Genomic DNA, 15,430 nt, shown 5'->3' with positions numbered 1-15,430 from the left:
AGGCAGCCAAAGATGATGACCGCAGAAATTAGTACCGCCCGCGAACAGCAGCTCTTCAACGGGAATAATTTTCATGTGGTCATCTACAACAAGACCGAGAGCGTGAGCGGGCTTCACCAGCATGACTATTACGAATACACCATCGTTTTGACCGGGCGCTATTATCAGGAGATTAACGGCAAACGGGTGCTGCTGGAGCGCGGGGATTTTGTCTTCATCCCAATGGGGTCGCACCATCAAAGCTTTTACGAGTTTGGCGCGACGCGCATTCTTAACGTCGGCATCAGCCGCAGTTTCTTTGAGAAACACTATCTGCCGCTGCTGCCGTTTGGTCTGGTTGCTTCTCAGGTCTACGCGGTCAAAAGCACCTTTCTCAGCTACATCGAATCGGTGATTGCTTCGCTGAACTTTCGCGAAACTGAATTTGACGAATTTATTGAGCTGGTCTCGTTTTATACCATTAATCGTTTACGGCACTACCGCGAGGAGCCGGTGCAGGATGTTATTCCGCAGTGGCTAAAAAATACCGTCGAGGATATGCACGATAAACATAAATTTGGCGAAGGGGCGCTTGAACAGATGGTTGAGCTCTCCGGGAAAACTCAGGAATATTTAACCCGGGCGACCCAACGCTATTATGGTAAAACGCCGATGCAGATTATTAATGACATTCGCATCAACTTCGCCAAGAAACAGCTGGAAATTACCAACTACTCGGTAACCGATATTGCTTACGAATCAGGCTACAGCAGCCCCAGTTTGTTTATTAAAACATTCAAAAGGCTGACCTCATTTACGCCAAGCAATTATCGTAAGAAGCTTACCATCCTTAATTAACCGGAGCGGAACCTTCCGCGCTGGAAAATATTCAAGTTAACTCTCCGTATTGATACGGCGAGTGGGCTACGCGCAATTCGTGGCGCCACAAGGGAGAATATGATGAGCCAGAAATTAAAAATCGTTACTATCGGCGGCGGCAGCAGCTATACCCCTGAACTCCTCGAAGGATTTCTCAAGCGTTATCATGAGCTGCCGGTTACGGAGCTGTGGCTGGTGGACGTGGCGGAAGGGCTGGAGAAGCTCGATATTATCCACGCTCTCTGCGAGCGGATGGTGGAAAAAGCCGGCGTTCCGCTGAAGGTCTACAAAACCCTGGATCGCCGCGCGGCGCTGGAAGGCGCGGACTTCGTCACCACTCAGCTGCGCGTTGGCCAGCTGAAGGCGCGTGAGAAAGACGAGCGTATCCCGCTTAGCCACGGCTATCTTGGCCAGGAAACTAACGGCGCCGGCGGCCTGTTCAAAGGCTTGCGCACCATTCCGGTGATTTTTGATATCGTCAAAGACGTGCAGGAGATCTGCCCGGACGCGTGGGTGATTAACTTTACCAACCCGGCGGGAATGGTGACCGAAGCCGTGTATCGGCATACGAACTTCCGGCGCTTTATCGGCGTGTGCAACATTCCGATCGGCATGAAAATGTTTATCACCGACGTGCTGCGCCTGAGCCCGAGCGACGAGCTGAATATCGACCTGTTTGGCCTCAACCACCTCGTGTTTGTCCGCGACGTGCTGGTGAACGGCGTATCGCGCTTTGACGAACTGCTGGACGGCGTCGCCTCCGGCAGCCTGAGCGCCAACTCGGTGAAAAACATCTTCGACTTGCCGTTCAGCGAAGGGCTGATCCGCTCCCTGCGCCTGATTCCGTGCTCTTATCTGCTGTACTACTTCAAGCCAAAAGAGATGCTGGCGATTGAAATGGGCGAGTACTATAAGGGCGGCGCCCGCGCTCAGGTGGTGCAGAAGGTGGAAAAACAGCTCTTCGAGCTGTATAAAAACCCGGATCTGAACGTTAAGCCGAAGGAGCTGGAGCTGCGCGGCGGAGCCTATTACTCCGACGCGGCCTGCGAAGTGATCAACGCTATCTACAACGACAAGCAGACCGAGCACTACGTGAATATCCCGCACCATGGCCACATCGATAATATTCCGGCCGACTGGGCGGTGGAGATGACCTGTACGCTCGGCCGCGACGGGGCGAAGCCGACGCCGCGCATCACCCATTTCGATGAAAAAGTCCAGGGGTTGATTTACACCATCAAGGGCTTTGAAGTGGCGGCGAGCCAGGCGGCGATAAGCGGCGAGCTGAACGATGTTCTGCTGGCGCTCAATCTGAGTCCGCTGATTCACTCCGACCGCGATGCCGAAATGCTGGCGCGTGAAATGATCCTCGCGCATGAAAAGTGGCTGCCCAACTTTGCGGCGACGATTGCGAAACTGAAACAGTAACGGGAGCGGCTGATGGAACGCGTGTTAATCGTTAATGCCGACGATTTTGGCCTCAGCAAGGGGCAGAACTACGGCATTATTGAAGCCTGCAAAAACGGGCTGGTGACCTCCACCACGGCGCTGGTTAACGGCGCGGCGATCGGCCACGCGGCCCAGCTCAGCCGCTGCGTGCCGGAGCTGGGCGTCGGGATGCACTTTGTCCTGACGCTGGGCGAGCCGCTCTCCCCGATGCCGGGCCTCGCCCGCGAAGGGCGCCTGGGGAAGTGGATCTGGCAGATGGCGGAAGAGGGTAGCCTGCCGCTGGATGAGATCGCGCACGAGCTGGAGTGTCAGTATCGCCGGTTTATCGCGCTGTTTGGCTGTGAACCGACGCATATCGACAGCCATCACCATGTGCATATGATCGCGCCTGTCTACCCCATCGTGGCGGCGTTTGCCCGCGAGAAGGGCGTGGCGCTGCGTATTGACCGCCAGCTGGCGCAGCGCGACGGCCTGGATCAGGATGCGGCGCGCAGCAGCGAGGGTTTTGCCAGCGAGTTCTACGGGGAGGCGATTTCTGAAGCGCTGCTGCTGCAGATCCTGGATGATTCAATCCGGCGGCAAGAGGCGTCGCTGGAGGTGATGTGCCATCCGGCGTTTATTGACCACGCCATTATGAGCAGCGCCTACTGCCACCCGCGGCTGGCGGAGCTGGAGGTGCTGACCTCCGAGGCGCTGAAATATGCGGTTGCCGAGCGCGGCTATCGTCTCGGTACCTACCGCGACGTCTAAAGAAGGGTTCGTCGGTGATAATGGCCCGACGGCGGTGACGCCGGCGGGCCTTTTACTCTTTTACTATGCCGGGATCGTTGCCGTTTTCCCGCTTCTGGACCACACCCGATGCGCCTTCATCAGGGTTAACAGATTATCCATCGCCGGTGAGTCGACGGCGTCGGTCTCGACAATTCCTTCCTCGCCCTGGCTGGCAACCTGCAGCAGCGACTTGAACCGTCGCGCATCGCCGGCCAGCAGAATGGGCTTCAGGTGCTTGTAGGCCTCCAGCAGGTAGTACTGCGCGTCGCCGCTGGCGCCGAGGCTGGCCGCGTTGCCGCCGGGAACAATCACCGCATCCACCGTTAGCGAAGGCGAGCCGGCATAGGTTCCGGCTACGGGGAGCAGGGTCCCGTCATCGGCGCTGACTTCCCCCATTCGCGAGAAAAGCAGCTTCGTATGGACGCCTTTTGCCTGCAGGGCCTGCAGGAGAGTGAGCATCTCCTGGGCAAGCGGACGGTCGTTGAGCAATACCGCCACCACGCGGCCTTTGACCTCCCCGTCGGGAATGGCGTACAGGCTCAGAGAAGGATCTTTTTTCAGGCCGTTGACGTCCGCCGGCGGCGTAATGCCGCGCTGGGCGTCGCTAAGCGCAATACCGAGATTTTTCCCTACCGCCTCGGCCAGCCGGATATCGATATGGGCCAGCTGATCGACCATCCGCTCGCGGATCCAGGTCCTGACCACCTTACTCAGCTCAAAGCTGAAGCCGTCGATAATGTGCTGCTGCTCAAACGGGGTCTGGCTGCGCCAGAACAGCAGCGGATGCGAGTAGTATTCGCCGAAGGAGGGGCTGCGCTGGCGAATCTTTTCGCCATCCACGCGCTCGGCGTAGGATTCAAAGCCGCCGCGCCGGGGAGCGGGCGGCGTTTCGCGCGGCCAGTTATCGCCGATCGAATTCGGCTCATAGTTGGCGGGATTGGTGTCGATATCCATCCGGTGCATGCCGTCCCGCTGGAAGTTGTGGTACGGGCAGGTGGGCTTGTTGATCGGAATTTCATGGAAATTGGGCCCGCCGAGGCGGCTGATTTGCGTGTCGGTATAGGAGAACAGCCGCCCCTGCAGGAGCGGGTCGTTGCTGAAATCGATCCCCGGCACGATATGTCCGGGATGGAACGCCGCCTGTTCGTTTTCGGCAAAGAAGTTATCCGGGTTGCGGTTGAGAACCATTTTCCCCACCCGCTGCACCGGCACCAGCGCCTCGGGGATCAGCTTGGTTGGGTCCAGCAGATCGAAGTCGAAGGCAAACTCATCCTCTTCGGGGATCAGCTGCAGGCCGAGCTCATACTCGGGAAAATCACCGGCTTCAATGGCTTCCCACAGATCGCGGCGGTGAAAGTCGGGATCGCGCCCGGTCAGCTTTTGCGACTCGTCCCAAATCAGCGAGGCTTTGCCCGCCACCGGCTTCCAGTGGAAGCGGACGAAGGTGGCCTTACTCTGAGCGTTTATCAGGCGGAAGGTATGGATCCCAAAGCCCTCCATCGTCCGGTAGCTGCGCGGCAGCCCGCGATCGGACATCGCCCACATGACGTTATGCAGCGTTTCGGGCTGCAGGGAGACGTAGTCCCAGAAGGTGTCGTGAGCGCTTTGCCCCTGCGGCATGGCGCAGTGCGGCTCGGGCTTCACGGCGTGGACGAAGTCAGGAAATTTCAGCGCGTCCTGGATAAAGAAGATGGGCGTATTGTTGCCCACGAGGTCGAAAATCCCCTCGTCGGTGTAGAACTTGGTGGCGAATCCGCGGATATCGCGCACCGTATCGGCGGAGCCGGCGCCGCCCTGCACGGTAGAGAAGCGGACAAATACCGGCGTTTTCTTCTCCGGGTCGGCGAGAAAATCGGCTTTGGTGACGTCGCTCAGGCTGCGATAGGCCTGAAAATATCCGTGTGCGGCCGACCCGCGGGCGTGGACGATCCTCTCCGGAATACGTTCGTGGTCAAAGTGGGTGATTTTTTCGCGCAGGATAAAATCTTCCAGCAGCGTCGGGCCGCGGTTTCCCGCGCGCAGGGAGTTCTGATCGTCGGCGATGCGGACGCCCTGGTTGGTGGTGAGCGGGAAATCTTCCCCGCCTTTACGCTGGCTCTGCAGGGCGTCAAGCTTGTCGCTGTGCGTATCGGGCGCTTTCAGGCTGCCGGGGGCGGTTGGCTCTTCGCCAGGGGCGGTGGGGTGCGGGGTTGGGCGCCACTGCTGGTCATCAGGGGCCAGCGAATCAAGACCGGGCTTCGCTTCGCGGTCATCGTCTACCGACGGCGGGTGGTACTGTGGGTTATGGTGTTTATCGGACATTGCTCGTCTCCTGTTTCCATTACTGAAAATGGTCGTTGCTGAACCAAAACCCTTCTAACTATAGAACATTACGGCCATCGTGCCTTGCCGGAGCAAAACGAGCGGCAAGCAGGGGGCGACGCAAAGGGGGATTTTCGGCTATGATGGCGGTTCTGTTCCCGCTTTGTTTAGTGAATCCATGAGCTATGAAAACACTTCGCCAACAAAATCGCCCTGTCATTAGCTACGTGCCTCGAGCGGAGCCAGCGCCGCCGGAACACGCCGTCAAAATGGACGGTTTTCGCGACGTGTGGCTGCTGCGGGGGAAGTACGTTGCCTTTATTTTACTCGGAGAGCACTTTCGTCGTTCTCCGCCGTTTAGCGTGCCGGAATCGGCGCAGCGCTGGGCGATGCAAACCCGGCAGGAAAACGAACTGGCTCCCTGAGCGCAGAATTGAGCAATAAAAAAACCGCAGGTAGCGTACGCTATCTGCGGTTTTTTTTATCCCGACCTGAGGTTAACGGTGCGCCAGTTCGGCGTCGTCTTCGCTCTCAAGAATGGTTTTATCGGTCTGGCGCAGCCACTGGCTGGTCAGGGTACCGGCGGTCATTGAGCCGTTGACGTTCAGCGCGGTGCGGCCCATATCGATCAGCGGCTCAACCGAAATTAACAGCGCCACCAGGGTTACCGGCAGTCCCATCGCCGGCAGGACGATCAGCGCAGCGAAGGTTGCGCCGCCGCCCACGCCGGCGACACCGGCGGAGCTCACGGTCACAATGCCGACGAGGGTGGCAATCCACAGCGGATCGAGCGGGTTGATGCCGACGGTGGGGGCGACCATCACCGCCAGCATGGCCGGGTAGAGGCCGGCACAGCCGTTCTGACCAATCGTGGCGCCAAAGGAGGCGGAGAAGCTGGCGATAGATTCCGGTACGCCCAGACGACGGGTTTGCGCTTCCACGTTCAGCGGAATCGACGCGGCGCTGGAGCGGCTGGTGAAGGCAAAGGTCAGCACCGGCCACACTTTGCGGAAGTATTTCAGCGGGCTCACGCCGTTCACCGCCAGCAGCAGCCCGTGGACCACGAACATGATGCCAAGGCCAAGGTAGGAGGCGACAACGAAGCTGCCGAGCTTGATGATGTCCTGCAGGTTGGAGCCCGCCACGACTTTGGTCATCAGCGCCAGCACGCCGTACGGCGTCAGCTGCATCACCAGGCGCACCAGCTTCATCACCCAGGCCTGCAGGGTGTCGATGGCGGTGAGAACGCGCTGGCCTTTGGCGACGTCATCCTTCAGCAGCTTCAGGGAAGCGACGCCGAGGAAGGCGGCAAAGATAACGATGCTGATGATAGAGGTCGGGTTAGCGCCCGTCAGGTCGGCAAACGGGTTCTTCGGCACGAAGGAGAGGATCAGCTGCGGAACGCTGAGGTCCGCGACCTTACCGGCGTAGTTGCTCTGAATGGCGTTCAGGCGGGCGGTTTCCGCGCTCCCCTGCACCAGACCTTCGGCGGTCAGGCCAAACAGGTTGGTCACCAGTACGCCCACCAGGGCGGCGATAAGGGTAGTGAACAGCAGGGTGCCAATGCTCAGGAAGCTGATTTTACCCAGCTGCGAAGCGTTGTGCAGGCGCGCGACGGCGCTCAGAATAGACGCGAACACCAGCGGCATGACGATCATCTGCAGCAGCTGTACGTAGCCGTTGCCAACGATATTGAACCATTGAACGGAATCTTTCAGCACCTGGCTGTCGGAGCCGTAAATCAGCTGCAGCGCAAGACCGAATACGACGCCAATGACCAGACCGACCAGTACTTTTTTGGCAAGGCTCCACTGTTTGTGCCGGGTTTGGGCCAGCGCAAACAGCAAAATCGCGAACACGATAACGTTCGCTATAAGTGGAAAGTTCATCCCCGTTCTCCTGATATCTTTTTATTACCTGGGCTGGCCTGCGGGCCAGCTCTTATGGCGCAAGGTTAGCAGAAGCGGAATTCATTATTTATATTCAAATGGAATTGATTATAACTAATTTGATATTTCGTTTAATTATCGTCCGGTCTGCTGACTAATAAAGCGATTGAAGGTTATCTGCAGCGTATTGATCATGCCGGACGACCAGCGCACGGCGCTATTATCGGCGAAAGTCTGCGGCATCCACACCGCGTAGACAAACAGCGCCATGCACAGCGCGCGTTCCAGCTGGTTGCCCTTGCGCGGCGCCAGGATGGGCAGGCGAAAACGCCAGCGGCAGGGCCATAGCAGCGGCACCCCGGCGGGGGTCAGCATATCGGCAAGAATATGGCTGAGGTAGCCGAGTACCAGCCCCTGCAGCGCGTCGGCGGGCACAAACCAGCTTTCCGGGACTTTCAGATAGAACAGGGTGATCGCCGCGAATACCGCCAGCAGGCTGTGGGTGAATCCCCGATGGCCAAACGCGCGCGCCACCGGTCTGGAGACCCAGCTCAGCCGCTGGCCGAGAAATGATTTAGGGTGATCGATATCGGGCAGCAGGCAGGTCAGCACCGCGGACGGGACGATATGCCACCAGTCGCCCTGTGCCAGCACGGGCGTGAGTTCCGCATTTTTAGCAAATACCGCACAGGCGATAGAAAAGAAGAGATGGCCTTCCGCCGTCATGATAAAAACCCTAAACTGTCGATTCATACAGTATAGGGTTTTTATACAGTGTGCGAAAGAGGTGACGGTGTAACTCTTTGTCACAAAATTGTCAGCGTGCCAGCCATCCGCCATCCACCGCCAGGGTGTAGCCGTTCACGTAATCCGCCGCGGCCGAGGCGAGGAACACCACCGGTCCCTGCAAATCGTCCGGTAGTCCCCAGCGCCCGGCGGGGATGCGGTCGAGGATCTCTTTACTGCGCTCGCTATCGTCGCGCAGCTGCCGGGTATTATTGGTTGCCATATAGCCCGGCGCGATGGCGTTAACGTTAATTCTATGTTCCGCCCATTCGTTGGCCATCAGGCGGGTCAGGCCGAGCACGCCGCTCTTTGAGGCGGTATAGGAGGGGACGCGAATTCCGCCCTGGAAGGAGAGCATCGAGGCGATGTTAACGATCTTGCCGCCGCCGCCCTGCTGAATAAACTGCCGGGCGACCGCCTGGGATAAAAAGAACACCGACTTCAGGTTGAGGTTCATGACGTCGTCCCAGTCGCGCTCGCTAAAGTCGAGCGCATCGGCGCGACGAATCGTCCCGGCATTGTTGACCAGAATATCTATCCGACCCATGGCGGCAACGGCTTTAGCCACGATTTGGCTTATCTCGTCCTGGCGGCTGAGATCCGCCTGAACGGCGCAGAAGCGGCGACCCAGCGCCCGAACTTTTTCTGCGGTTTCGTGCGGGATCTTACGGTTGACGCTGACGATATCGCACCCGGCCTCGGCAAGCCCGACGGCCATTCCCTGACCCAGTCCAGTGTCACATCCCGTCACGATCGCGACCTTACCCGTAAGATCGAAGGCGTTAAGTCCCATATGTCCCTCCGTATGCTGATGTATGCGTGAGTACACGCCGTTACGGCCAGCATAGAGGGACCGGCGGAAAAATACAATTAAAAATGAAACGCCGTTTTATTTAGTGTGATGAGGCAGCCGCTGCTCCCTCATCACGCCGGCAAGTTAGCCGCGCAGATCGCTGACGCTAAGCGCCGCCAGCGTCGTTAGCTTAACGTCGGCGAGGGCAAACCGGCGGTCGTGGCTATGCTCCTCGGCGGGGATCACGATTGAGCGCATGCGCGCCGCTTTACAGGCGATCATGCCGTTAATCGAGTCCTCCAGCGCCACGCAGTGCATCGGATCGACGCCGAGCTTTGCCGCGCAGTCGAGATAGACCTGCGGATGCGGTTTGCTGTAGGTCAGCAGCTCGGCGGAGGCCAGGGCGTCAAACTGGTCGCGCAGCTCAAACATGGTGAGCACTTTTTCCAGCATCCGCAGCGGCGAGGCGGAGGCGAGGCCGATCTTCAGCCCCTGGGCCTTGCACAGCGCCACGGCCTCGCGCACGCCCGGCAGCAGCGGGCGCGAGGCTTCCACCAGCTCGATGGCCCGGCTGATGATCCGCGCGGTAACGTCGGCGCGGTCCGGCCCGCTCCACGGCTGCTGCGCAAACCACAGGTCCACCACTAAATCGATGCGTAACCCGAGAATATCGGGCAGTTCGCCGCGACGGCTGATATCCACGCCGAGGCTGGCTATCACCTCCAGCTCCGCCTGATCCCATAGCGGCTCAGAATCAATCAGTAATCCATCCATATCGAAGATTGCGGCATGAATTTGGCGCCTGGTTGACATATGTCCCTCTCCTGTAGCGTAAGTCGATAACCAATTTGCGTTCATGGTATATCATACCGCGCTTTAGTGGGCGAAATTCGCCAGTGAAGGTAGACTTAGAACCTGACCGGTTGGTTCTTGGCAGTGAAGGCGTCTTAAACAAGGGGAACCCATGACGTATCAACAAGCTGGACGCATTGCAGTACTTAAACGTATTTTGGGGTGGGTCATCTTTATTCCGGCGATACTATCGACGCTGATTTCCGTACTGAAGTTTATGTATGAGCACAGCGAGAAGAAGCCGGGTATTGACGCGGTGATGATGGATTTTGCGCACGTCATGATTGAAATGATGCGATTTAATACGCCGTTTCTTAACTTTTTCTGGTACAACTCGCCGCTGCCGGACTTTAAGCACGGCCTCAACGCTGGCTTCTGGATAATCTATATTCTGGTCTTCGTCGGGATGGCGCTGCAGGCATCCGGCGCGCGCATGAGCCGCCAGGCGAAATTCCTTCGCGAAGGGGTTGAGGATCAGCTGATTCTGGAACAGGCCAAAGGCGCGGAAGGGCTGACGCGGGAGCAAATCGCCGAACGTATCGTGGTGCCGCGCCACACTATCCTGGTGCAGTATTTCCCGCTGTACGTTCTGCCGGTGGTGATTATTGTTATCGGCTACTTCTTCTTTTCTCTGCTCGGCTTCCTGTAAGCGAGAAATTGCCCGGCCTGCCGGGCAATGGTTCACTCGCCGGGAATGGCCCGCGGCTTGCCCTGGCTATCCACCGCCACGTAAATAAACAGCGCTTCCGTTGCCTTGTAGCGCTGGCCAATAGGCTCGGATGAGACCTTCTTCACCCACACCTCGATATTAATGGTGATCGAAGTATTGCCGCGCTTTACGCAGCGGGCGTAGCAGCACACCACGTCGCCGACGGCCACCGGGCGCAAAAAGGTCATGCCGTCCACGCGGACGGTAACCACGCGGCCGTGGGCAATCTCTTTGGCCATAATCGCGCCGCCGATATCCATCTGCGACATCAGCCAGCCGCCAAAAATATCGCCATTCGCGTTGGTATCTGCCGGCATTGCCAGGGTGCGTAAAACCATTTCGCCCTTGGGGACGAGATCCGTTGTTGTCATTCTGTACTCTGTCATGGTCAATGAAGATCTGGCGCGATGCTACTATGAAAACCGCCGCGTGAGAATAGCCCTCGCTGCTCTGGCCGTTAGCCAGCGCCGGGTCGGCTAAAAATTAAGGGGTATGGAAAATGTATGGCGGCTAAATCATACTCACTCCCTCTGTATAAGTTGAGGACGCGAGCATGAACGACGATTTCCAGGCGATAAAAGATGAATTCGAGAAGCACGGGGAAGAGGCCGGGGAACGCATCGCCCAGGCAATGTACGGGGCCTTATCGCAGCGCCTGGCGCCTTACTTCTTTAACCTCGACGACATCAATAAGCGCAGATTTCTCATCAAGTTAGATGAGGGAGAAAAAGAGATCGGCACGCGGCAGAAGTATGATTGGTTTGCCGCCCTCAGCAGGAACAAGCCCTAGGCCGGGTATTGCCGCAAACCTGCGCAGCGGCGCGCAAAAAAAAGCACGCTTTGCGTTTTTAGAATCCGCAGGCGTGCTTTTTAGCGTTAAACGCGCAATCAGCGCGACGGGCCTTTATCGATTACTTGTCATCCTGCGGCATATGGCGGTAGATATAGACGCCGCTCAGCAGAGTGAAGATCAGAGTCAGGGCGGTCAGGCCAAAGACCTTGAAGTTGACCCAAATGTTCTGCGGCAGCCAGAACGCAATGTAGATATTTGCCAGCCCGCAGAGGATGAAAAACACCGCCCAGGCGAGGTTTAAACGTGACCACACGTGCTGCGGCAGCGTGAGCTCTTTGCCGAGCATCCGCTGAATCAGCGGCTTTTTCATGACCCACTGGCTGAACAGCAGGGCGCCGGCGAACAGCACGTAGATGACGGTCACCTTCCATTTAATAAACTCGTCGTTATGGAAGAAGATCGTCAGGCCGCCAAAAACAGCGACCAGCACGAAGGTGATCAGCGCCATTTTTTCAATTTTGCGATAGCGCACCCAGGTGTAGATCAGCACCACCGCGGTGGCGATAATCAGCGCCGTGGTGGCGGCGTAGATATCGTAGAGCTTATAGAATGCGAAGAAGACGACCAGCGGTAAAAAATCCAGAAACTGCTTCATGCATAGGTTCCGTAGTTCAGAGCGGGTCGGGAGGTTTCCCGACCCTGGTTAAATTTAGTTGCGGATAAGCATATACAAGCGGAATAAATAGATCAGCAACAGCGCGGAAATCAGGTTGCTGATGGTATTAATCACCACCGCGCCGACGTTTGGCGTCAGCACCGCAAAGCTGGAAGCCAGCAGCAGCAGCGCGGTTTTGGCCAGCAGCCAGCCGAGCACCGCCGGCGCCACCAGGCGCATATTTGCCCACGCCAGGCGGATGCTGCCGCGCATCGCGCTGAGGATCCCCAGCTTATCCTGCACCAGCATAATCGGGGCAAAGGCCAGCACGATGGCTAACAGCACGCCCGGCACTAGCACCAGCATCATCCCAATCTGCACCAGGAAGGTGGTGAACAGGATCAGCAGCAGCAGCTTTGGCAGAACCGGCGCCGCGGCGCCAATCGCGCGCAGAGCGCTGACGCGCTGCCCGGCGGAGACCAGCTGAATCATCAGCAGCACGCCGCCTGCAAGAATGGCGTTACCCACCAGTCCGGAGAAGGTTGAGGCCGCAGAGGCGCGCAGCAGAACCTGCTGCTGCTCCGGCGTCATGTTCTGTACCAGCTCAAACAAGCCTGCGCTACCCGCCAGATTATCGCCTTCGCTCAGAATCGAGAGCTGCTCTTCGCTGGGTGAAAACGCGTGGCCAAGGACTACCGTTATTAGCGCGCACAACAACGCAACCAGCAAAATGGTAATGAACTGATTACGAAAAAAATTTCCCGTGTCACGGTAGACGGACTTCGCCGTGATAGACATGCACTCTCCTTGAGTATTGCAGGTGTTAACTAGCCGGCGATTGTACCGCAAATCGCTTCAGCGTAGCAGCCTCTGCTCACGCCAGGCTAAGTATATCTTTGTAAAGAGGAGTGAGCGCCGTATCCCGCTGAGGATGGCTTGTGCCGCGGGCGCTGTCGCCGTAAAAGCGGGGCGCCGGTACACCGGCGACGGAATATGGCGAAAATTGATCTGCTTAATCATTTGCTTATTGCATCCTGCTGCAAAAATTAATCTGGATCAACAAATGTTAAAACTAATGATTTTGTGTGATCTATGTTGGATCAAACCTAACTCATTGTGGGTATATTCTCCGCGCTGAATAACCATAATGAGGAAGTGGGTATGAAGAAGTTAGCAGCGGTAGGATTAATTTTGAGTACGCTTTCCGGAGGCGTCTGGGCGCACGAAGCCGGAGAGTTTTTCATTCGCGCAGGTTCGGCCACCGTTCGTCCGACGGAAGGTTCTGACAACGTGTTAAACAGTCTGGGCAGCTTTAACGTCAGCAATAACACGCAGCTGGGATTAACCTTTACCTATATGGCGACGGATAATATCGGCATCGAGCTGCTGGCGGCCACGCCGTTCCGCCATAAGGTTGGCACCGGCCCGACGGGCACCATCGCCACGGTACACCAGCTGCCGCCAACCCTGATGGCGCAGTGGTACTTCGGCGATGCGCAGAGCAAGGTGCGCCCTTATATTGGCGCCGGTATTAACTACACCACCTTCTTTAACGAAGACTTTAACGACACCGGCAAAGAGGCCGGACTCTCCGATCTGAGCCTCAAGGATTCGTGGGGCGCCGCCGGGCAGGTAGGTCTGGACTATCTGATTAACCGCGACTGGCTGCTCAATATGTCGGTGTGGTACATGGATATCGACACCGATGTGAAATTTAAGGCCGGCGGCGTGGACCAGAAGGTCAGCACCCGCATCGATCCGTGGGTGTTTATGTTCTCTGCGGGATACCGGTTCTAAAGTCTTCTGCAAAACCCCGGCAAGGCGGGTCATTATATGGCCCGCCTTGCCGGTGCGACCGGCGCTTTCGACGCCGCAGCCGAAATCAATCACTGCCGGGAGCGGCGGCACCGGCGTCGATTCCTTCATTGATCCGCGTAATCATATAGGGGAAGAATGGATTTGAAGACTGGCGCATGAGTGAATCCAGCCCAACAACAAGCACCGAGCGCTCGCCGCGGGCAGCAAATGTCCCCAGGCTGATACCATATTGATTCAGCGGATGCGGATAGCGCCCATATAAGGAGTCACTTAAAGGGAAGGGGAGAGCAACGTGGGAAAGGGAGTAGACGTCCGGCAAATAGCGCTGCCCCTGCAGGGTTTCCACAGATTGTTCTGTTTTCCCGGCAGGCGTTGTGCGGATCTCCATCTCTGTCGTGCCGGGATTCGCGTTAGTGATGATCGTGGTTTTATAAAGCCGCGGAGCTGCAGGGAGCAACCGGGACAGCGCGGTGTAAGATGTTCTGCGTAATAACGAATTAAACCTCACCGCATGATTCAAATCGAACAACACTATTTCACTGCCGTTATCCGGTAAACGGTTGTACAACGCCGTGACGATCGCCCGCGTACTGACGGTTGAATCCATGACCGATTGAAATGTCAGTACCGGAGGTAGGCTTGCCATTTTTCTATTACGCGAGTCAGTGACAATTTGGCTCTGAAGCGCCTTTGTCAGCAGGAACGACTGGCGGGCGGCATTGGTCGGGAATGAATTATATTTAAACGGATTGAACTCCGGCATTATGCCTAACCATGCGGCTTTGGCGAATGCGGGTAGAAACGCAGGCCAACCCGCCAGGCCGGAAAAGCGCGCGAAGCTTGTAATACCAATCATCGGCGAAATCAGGATCACGCGCTGTGGCTTAGCCAGGCCGGGATTATCCAGTGCGTCCAGCGTATATTTCATTGCCAGAGCACCACCATTGGAAAATCCGACCATATGCAGCGGCACATCATGACCAGCAAGCTTTTGCGCTTCTCTCACGGCAAGGCGGGTTGCGGCAAGCCAGTCCTGCCAGTTCACGTCGGTCAATGCTGCAGGGACGGTGCCATGTCCCGGTAATCTGATCCCAATGGCGATATAGCCATGCTGACGGTAGTTATTGGCAATATGCCTTAGGCTGTAGGGGGTATCCGTCAGACCATGCAACAACACCACGGCCCCTTTGGGCCTGGCGTCCGGCATCATAATGTAAGACCGATTCCAGTTTGTTGGGAATTTGTCCGGATAGATAGGACTATCGGCATAGTAACGATTCAGTTCAGTTTGCTGTTGGACATCAAGCTTATCCGTGACGTTACGTTTAACTTCGTTGAAGAGCGAATTTTCTCTCTTGATGTAATCGTTCCAGTCTGCGCTGTCGATTTCATCCGCGTCCATCTCATCAGGGACGTACGTATGCCAGAGCTGCAGGTCGGGTCCGCGCTGAATGTCATACAGCCGTATCCCAATAGCGCCAACCACTAAGAGAAGTAACGAGAATACGATACGTTTTAACCACTTTGCGAATTTCACCGCTTTGGTTCCTGTCCTAATCCCATATTTTTTAAGTATAAAATAAAATCAGGCGTTACATACAGACCGTCCTGACGCTTATGCAGAACTTAAGTCGTTTTCGGTGGGTTATCCCGTGTAGAAAGCGGGCTATTTTTCGAACCCGCAAAAGGGCTGAGCTGCTCCCCGTTGATGAACAAATCCCGATGTTACCGGTTCTCAGCTTCTTGTAGCCCTGGT

General features: G+C 56.9%; 16 protein-coding genes. 7 read left to right on the top strand and 9 right to left on the bottom strand.

Going from position 1 to position 15,430, the window contains the following annotated elements; genetic code table 11:
- Nucleotides 1-12 precede the first annotated feature (12 nt).
- The 3 genes from chbR (at nt 13) to chbG (ending at nt 3,057) form a co-directional block, all read left to right on the top strand.
- Nucleotides 13-837, top strand: a complete 825-nt coding sequence (gene chbR, locus MMW58_RS16795; protein WP_133597753.1) for a transcriptional regulator ChbR — start codon at nt 13-15, stop codon at nt 835-837.
- Between the two features lie 102 nt (nt 838-939).
- Nucleotides 940-2,286, top strand: a complete 1,347-nt coding sequence (locus MMW58_RS16790) for a 6-phospho-beta-glucosidase (protein WP_241723740.1) — start codon at nt 940-942, stop codon at nt 2,284-2,286.
- 12 nt (nt 2,287-2,298) lie between these two features.
- A complete protein-coding gene (gene chbG, locus MMW58_RS16785) occupies nt 2,299-3,057 on the top strand; it encodes a chitin disaccharide deacetylase (RefSeq protein ID WP_241721671.1) in 759 nt (252 codons plus the stop codon).
- A 63-nt stretch (nt 3,058-3,120) separates the two neighbouring features.
- Here the strand turns inward: chbG and katE are convergent, their stop codons facing one another.
- Nucleotides 3,121-5,379, bottom strand: a complete 2,259-nt coding sequence (katE, locus tag MMW58_RS16780; protein WP_241721670.1) for a catalase HPII — start codon at nt 5,377-5,379, stop codon at nt 3,121-3,123.
- Between the two features lie 185 nt (nt 5,380-5,564).
- Between katE and cedA the strand changes: the two genes are divergently transcribed.
- Nucleotides 5,565-5,804 carry a cell division activator CedA gene (gene cedA / locus MMW58_RS16775; protein ID WP_041145143.1) on the top strand — a complete coding sequence of 80 codons (240 nt, stop codon included), beginning with the start codon at nt 5,565-5,567 and terminating at the stop codon, nt 5,802-5,804.
- 72 nt (nt 5,805-5,876) lie between these two features.
- Here the strand turns inward: cedA and MMW58_RS16770 are convergent, their stop codons facing one another.
- The 4 genes from MMW58_RS16770 to hxpB form a co-directional block, all read right to left on the bottom strand.
- Nucleotides 5,877-7,268 carry an L-cystine transporter gene (locus tag MMW58_RS16770; protein ID WP_241721669.1) on the bottom strand — a complete coding sequence of 464 codons (1,392 nt, stop codon included), beginning with the start codon at nt 7,266-7,268 and terminating at the stop codon, nt 5,877-5,879.
- Nucleotides 7,269-7,403: 135 nt separating this feature from the next.
- Complete coding sequence (locus tag MMW58_RS16765) at nt 7,404-7,994, bottom strand: metal-dependent hydrolase (protein WP_041145145.1); 591 nt, start codon at nt 7,992-7,994, stop codon at nt 7,404-7,406.
- A gap of 91 nt (nt 7,995-8,085) precedes the next feature.
- Nucleotides 8,086-8,847, bottom strand: a complete 762-nt coding sequence (gene kduD / locus MMW58_RS16760) for a 2-dehydro-3-deoxy-D-gluconate 5-dehydrogenase KduD (RefSeq protein WP_133597763.1) — start codon at nt 8,845-8,847, stop codon at nt 8,086-8,088.
- A 144-nt stretch (nt 8,848-8,991) separates the two neighbouring features.
- The gene (gene hxpB, locus MMW58_RS16755; protein ID WP_159237807.1) at nt 8,992-9,660 is read right to left on the bottom strand and encodes a hexitol phosphatase HxpB; all 669 of its coding nucleotides are present in this window, start codon (nt 9,658-9,660) and stop codon (nt 8,992-8,994) included.
- 151 nt (nt 9,661-9,811) lie between these two features.
- Here hxpB and MMW58_RS16750 point away from each other — a divergent pair, with 151 nt between their 5' ends.
- A complete protein-coding gene (locus tag MMW58_RS16750; RefSeq protein ID WP_159237806.1) occupies nt 9,812-10,348 on the top strand; it encodes a YniB family protein in 537 nt (178 codons plus the stop codon).
- 32 nt (nt 10,349-10,380) lie between these two features.
- Here the strand turns inward: MMW58_RS16750 and yciA are convergent, their stop codons facing one another.
- Nucleotides 10,381-10,779 (bottom strand): acyl-CoA thioester hydrolase YciA, encoded by a 399-nt coding sequence (gene yciA, locus MMW58_RS16745; protein WP_133597769.1) that lies wholly within the window; start codon nt 10,777-10,779, stop codon nt 10,381-10,383.
- Nucleotides 10,780-10,961: 182 nt separating this feature from the next.
- On the opposite strand from yciA, the gene MMW58_RS16740 reads away from it, so the two are divergent.
- Entirely contained in the window at nt 10,962-11,198 is a 237-nt protein-coding gene (locus MMW58_RS16740; protein WP_159237805.1) for a hypothetical protein, read from the top strand.
- Nucleotides 11,199-11,319: 121 nt separating this feature from the next.
- On the opposite strand, the gene MMW58_RS16735 is transcribed toward MMW58_RS16740, so the two are convergent.
- Together MMW58_RS16735 and MMW58_RS16730 are read right to left on the bottom strand one after the other, a co-directional pair.
- Nucleotides 11,320-11,856 carry a septation protein A gene (locus tag MMW58_RS16735; protein ID WP_133597773.1) on the bottom strand — a complete coding sequence of 179 codons (537 nt, stop codon included), beginning with the start codon at nt 11,854-11,856 and terminating at the stop codon, nt 11,320-11,322.
- 54 nt (nt 11,857-11,910) lie between these two features.
- Nucleotides 11,911-12,654 carry a YciC family protein gene (locus tag MMW58_RS16730; protein ID WP_041145152.1) on the bottom strand — a complete coding sequence of 248 codons (744 nt, stop codon included), beginning with the start codon at nt 12,652-12,654 and terminating at the stop codon, nt 11,911-11,913.
- Between the two features lie 363 nt (nt 12,655-13,017).
- Between MMW58_RS16730 and ompW the strand changes: the two genes are divergently transcribed.
- Complete coding sequence (gene ompW, locus MMW58_RS16725) at nt 13,018-13,653, top strand: outer membrane protein OmpW (RefSeq protein ID WP_045855041.1); 636 nt, start codon at nt 13,018-13,020, stop codon at nt 13,651-13,653.
- 85 nt (nt 13,654-13,738) lie between these two features.
- Here ompW and MMW58_RS16720 read toward each other — a convergent pair whose 3' ends face one another.
- Nucleotides 13,739-15,211 carry an alpha/beta hydrolase gene (locus tag MMW58_RS16720; protein ID WP_241721668.1) on the bottom strand — a complete coding sequence of 491 codons (1,473 nt, stop codon included), beginning with the start codon at nt 15,209-15,211 and terminating at the stop codon, nt 13,739-13,741.
- Nucleotides 15,212-15,430: the final 219 nt, after the last annotated feature.

Source organism: Klebsiella sp. HC6 (assembly GCF_022605325.1).
Lineage (GTDB): Bacteria > Pseudomonadota > Gammaproteobacteria > Enterobacterales > Enterobacteriaceae > Klebsiella > Klebsiella terrigena.
The sequence above is the reverse complement of the archived record's forward strand: the minus strand, read 5'-3'. Positions and strand labels throughout refer to the sequence as shown.

Excerpts from the sequence above, each read along its gene's own strand:
- katE (WP_241721670.1), bottom strand. The coding sequence starts at position 5,379 with ATGTCCGATAAACACCATAACCCACAGTACCACCCGCCGTCGGTAGAC.
- MMW58_RS16750 (WP_159237806.1), top strand. The coding sequence starts at position 9,812 with ATGACGTATCAACAAGCTGGACGCATTGCAGTACTTAAACGTATTTTG.
- hxpB (WP_159237807.1), bottom strand. The coding sequence starts at position 9,660 with ATGTCAACCAGGCGCCAAATTCATGCCGCAATCTTCGATATGGATGGA.
- MMW58_RS16730 (WP_041145152.1), bottom strand. The coding sequence starts at position 12,654 with ATGTCTATCACGGCGAAGTCCGTCTACCGTGACACGGGAAATTTTTTT.
- yciA (WP_133597769.1), bottom strand. The coding sequence starts at position 10,779 with ATGACAACAACGGATCTCGTCCCCAAGGGCGAAATGGTTTTACGCACC.
- MMW58_RS16765 (WP_041145145.1), bottom strand. The coding sequence starts at position 7,994 with ATGACGGCGGAAGGCCATCTCTTCTTTTCTATCGCCTGTGCGGTATTT.
- MMW58_RS16735 (WP_133597773.1), bottom strand. The coding sequence starts at position 11,856 with ATGAAGCAGTTTCTGGATTTTTTACCGCTGGTCGTCTTCTTCGCATTC.
- cedA (WP_041145143.1), top strand. The coding sequence starts at position 5,565 with ATGAAAACACTTCGCCAACAAAATCGCCCTGTCATTAGCTACGTGCCT.
- chbR (WP_133597753.1), top strand. The coding sequence starts at position 13 with ATGATGACCGCAGAAATTAGTACCGCCCGCGAACAGCAGCTCTTCAAC.
- MMW58_RS16770 (WP_241721669.1), bottom strand. The coding sequence starts at position 7,268 with ATGAACTTTCCACTTATAGCGAACGTTATCGTGTTCGCGATTTTGCTG.
- kduD (WP_133597763.1), bottom strand. The coding sequence starts at position 8,847 with ATGGGACTTAACGCCTTCGATCTTACGGGTAAGGTCGCGATCGTGACG.
- chbG (WP_241721671.1), top strand. The coding sequence starts at position 2,299 with ATGGAACGCGTGTTAATCGTTAATGCCGACGATTTTGGCCTCAGCAAG.
- MMW58_RS16740 (WP_159237805.1), top strand. The coding sequence starts at position 10,962 with ATGAACGACGATTTCCAGGCGATAAAAGATGAATTCGAGAAGCACGGG.
- MMW58_RS16790 (WP_241723740.1), top strand. The coding sequence starts at position 940 with ATGAGCCAGAAATTAAAAATCGTTACTATCGGCGGCGGCAGCAGCTAT.
- ompW (WP_045855041.1), top strand. The coding sequence starts at position 13,018 with ATGAAGAAGTTAGCAGCGGTAGGATTAATTTTGAGTACGCTTTCCGGA.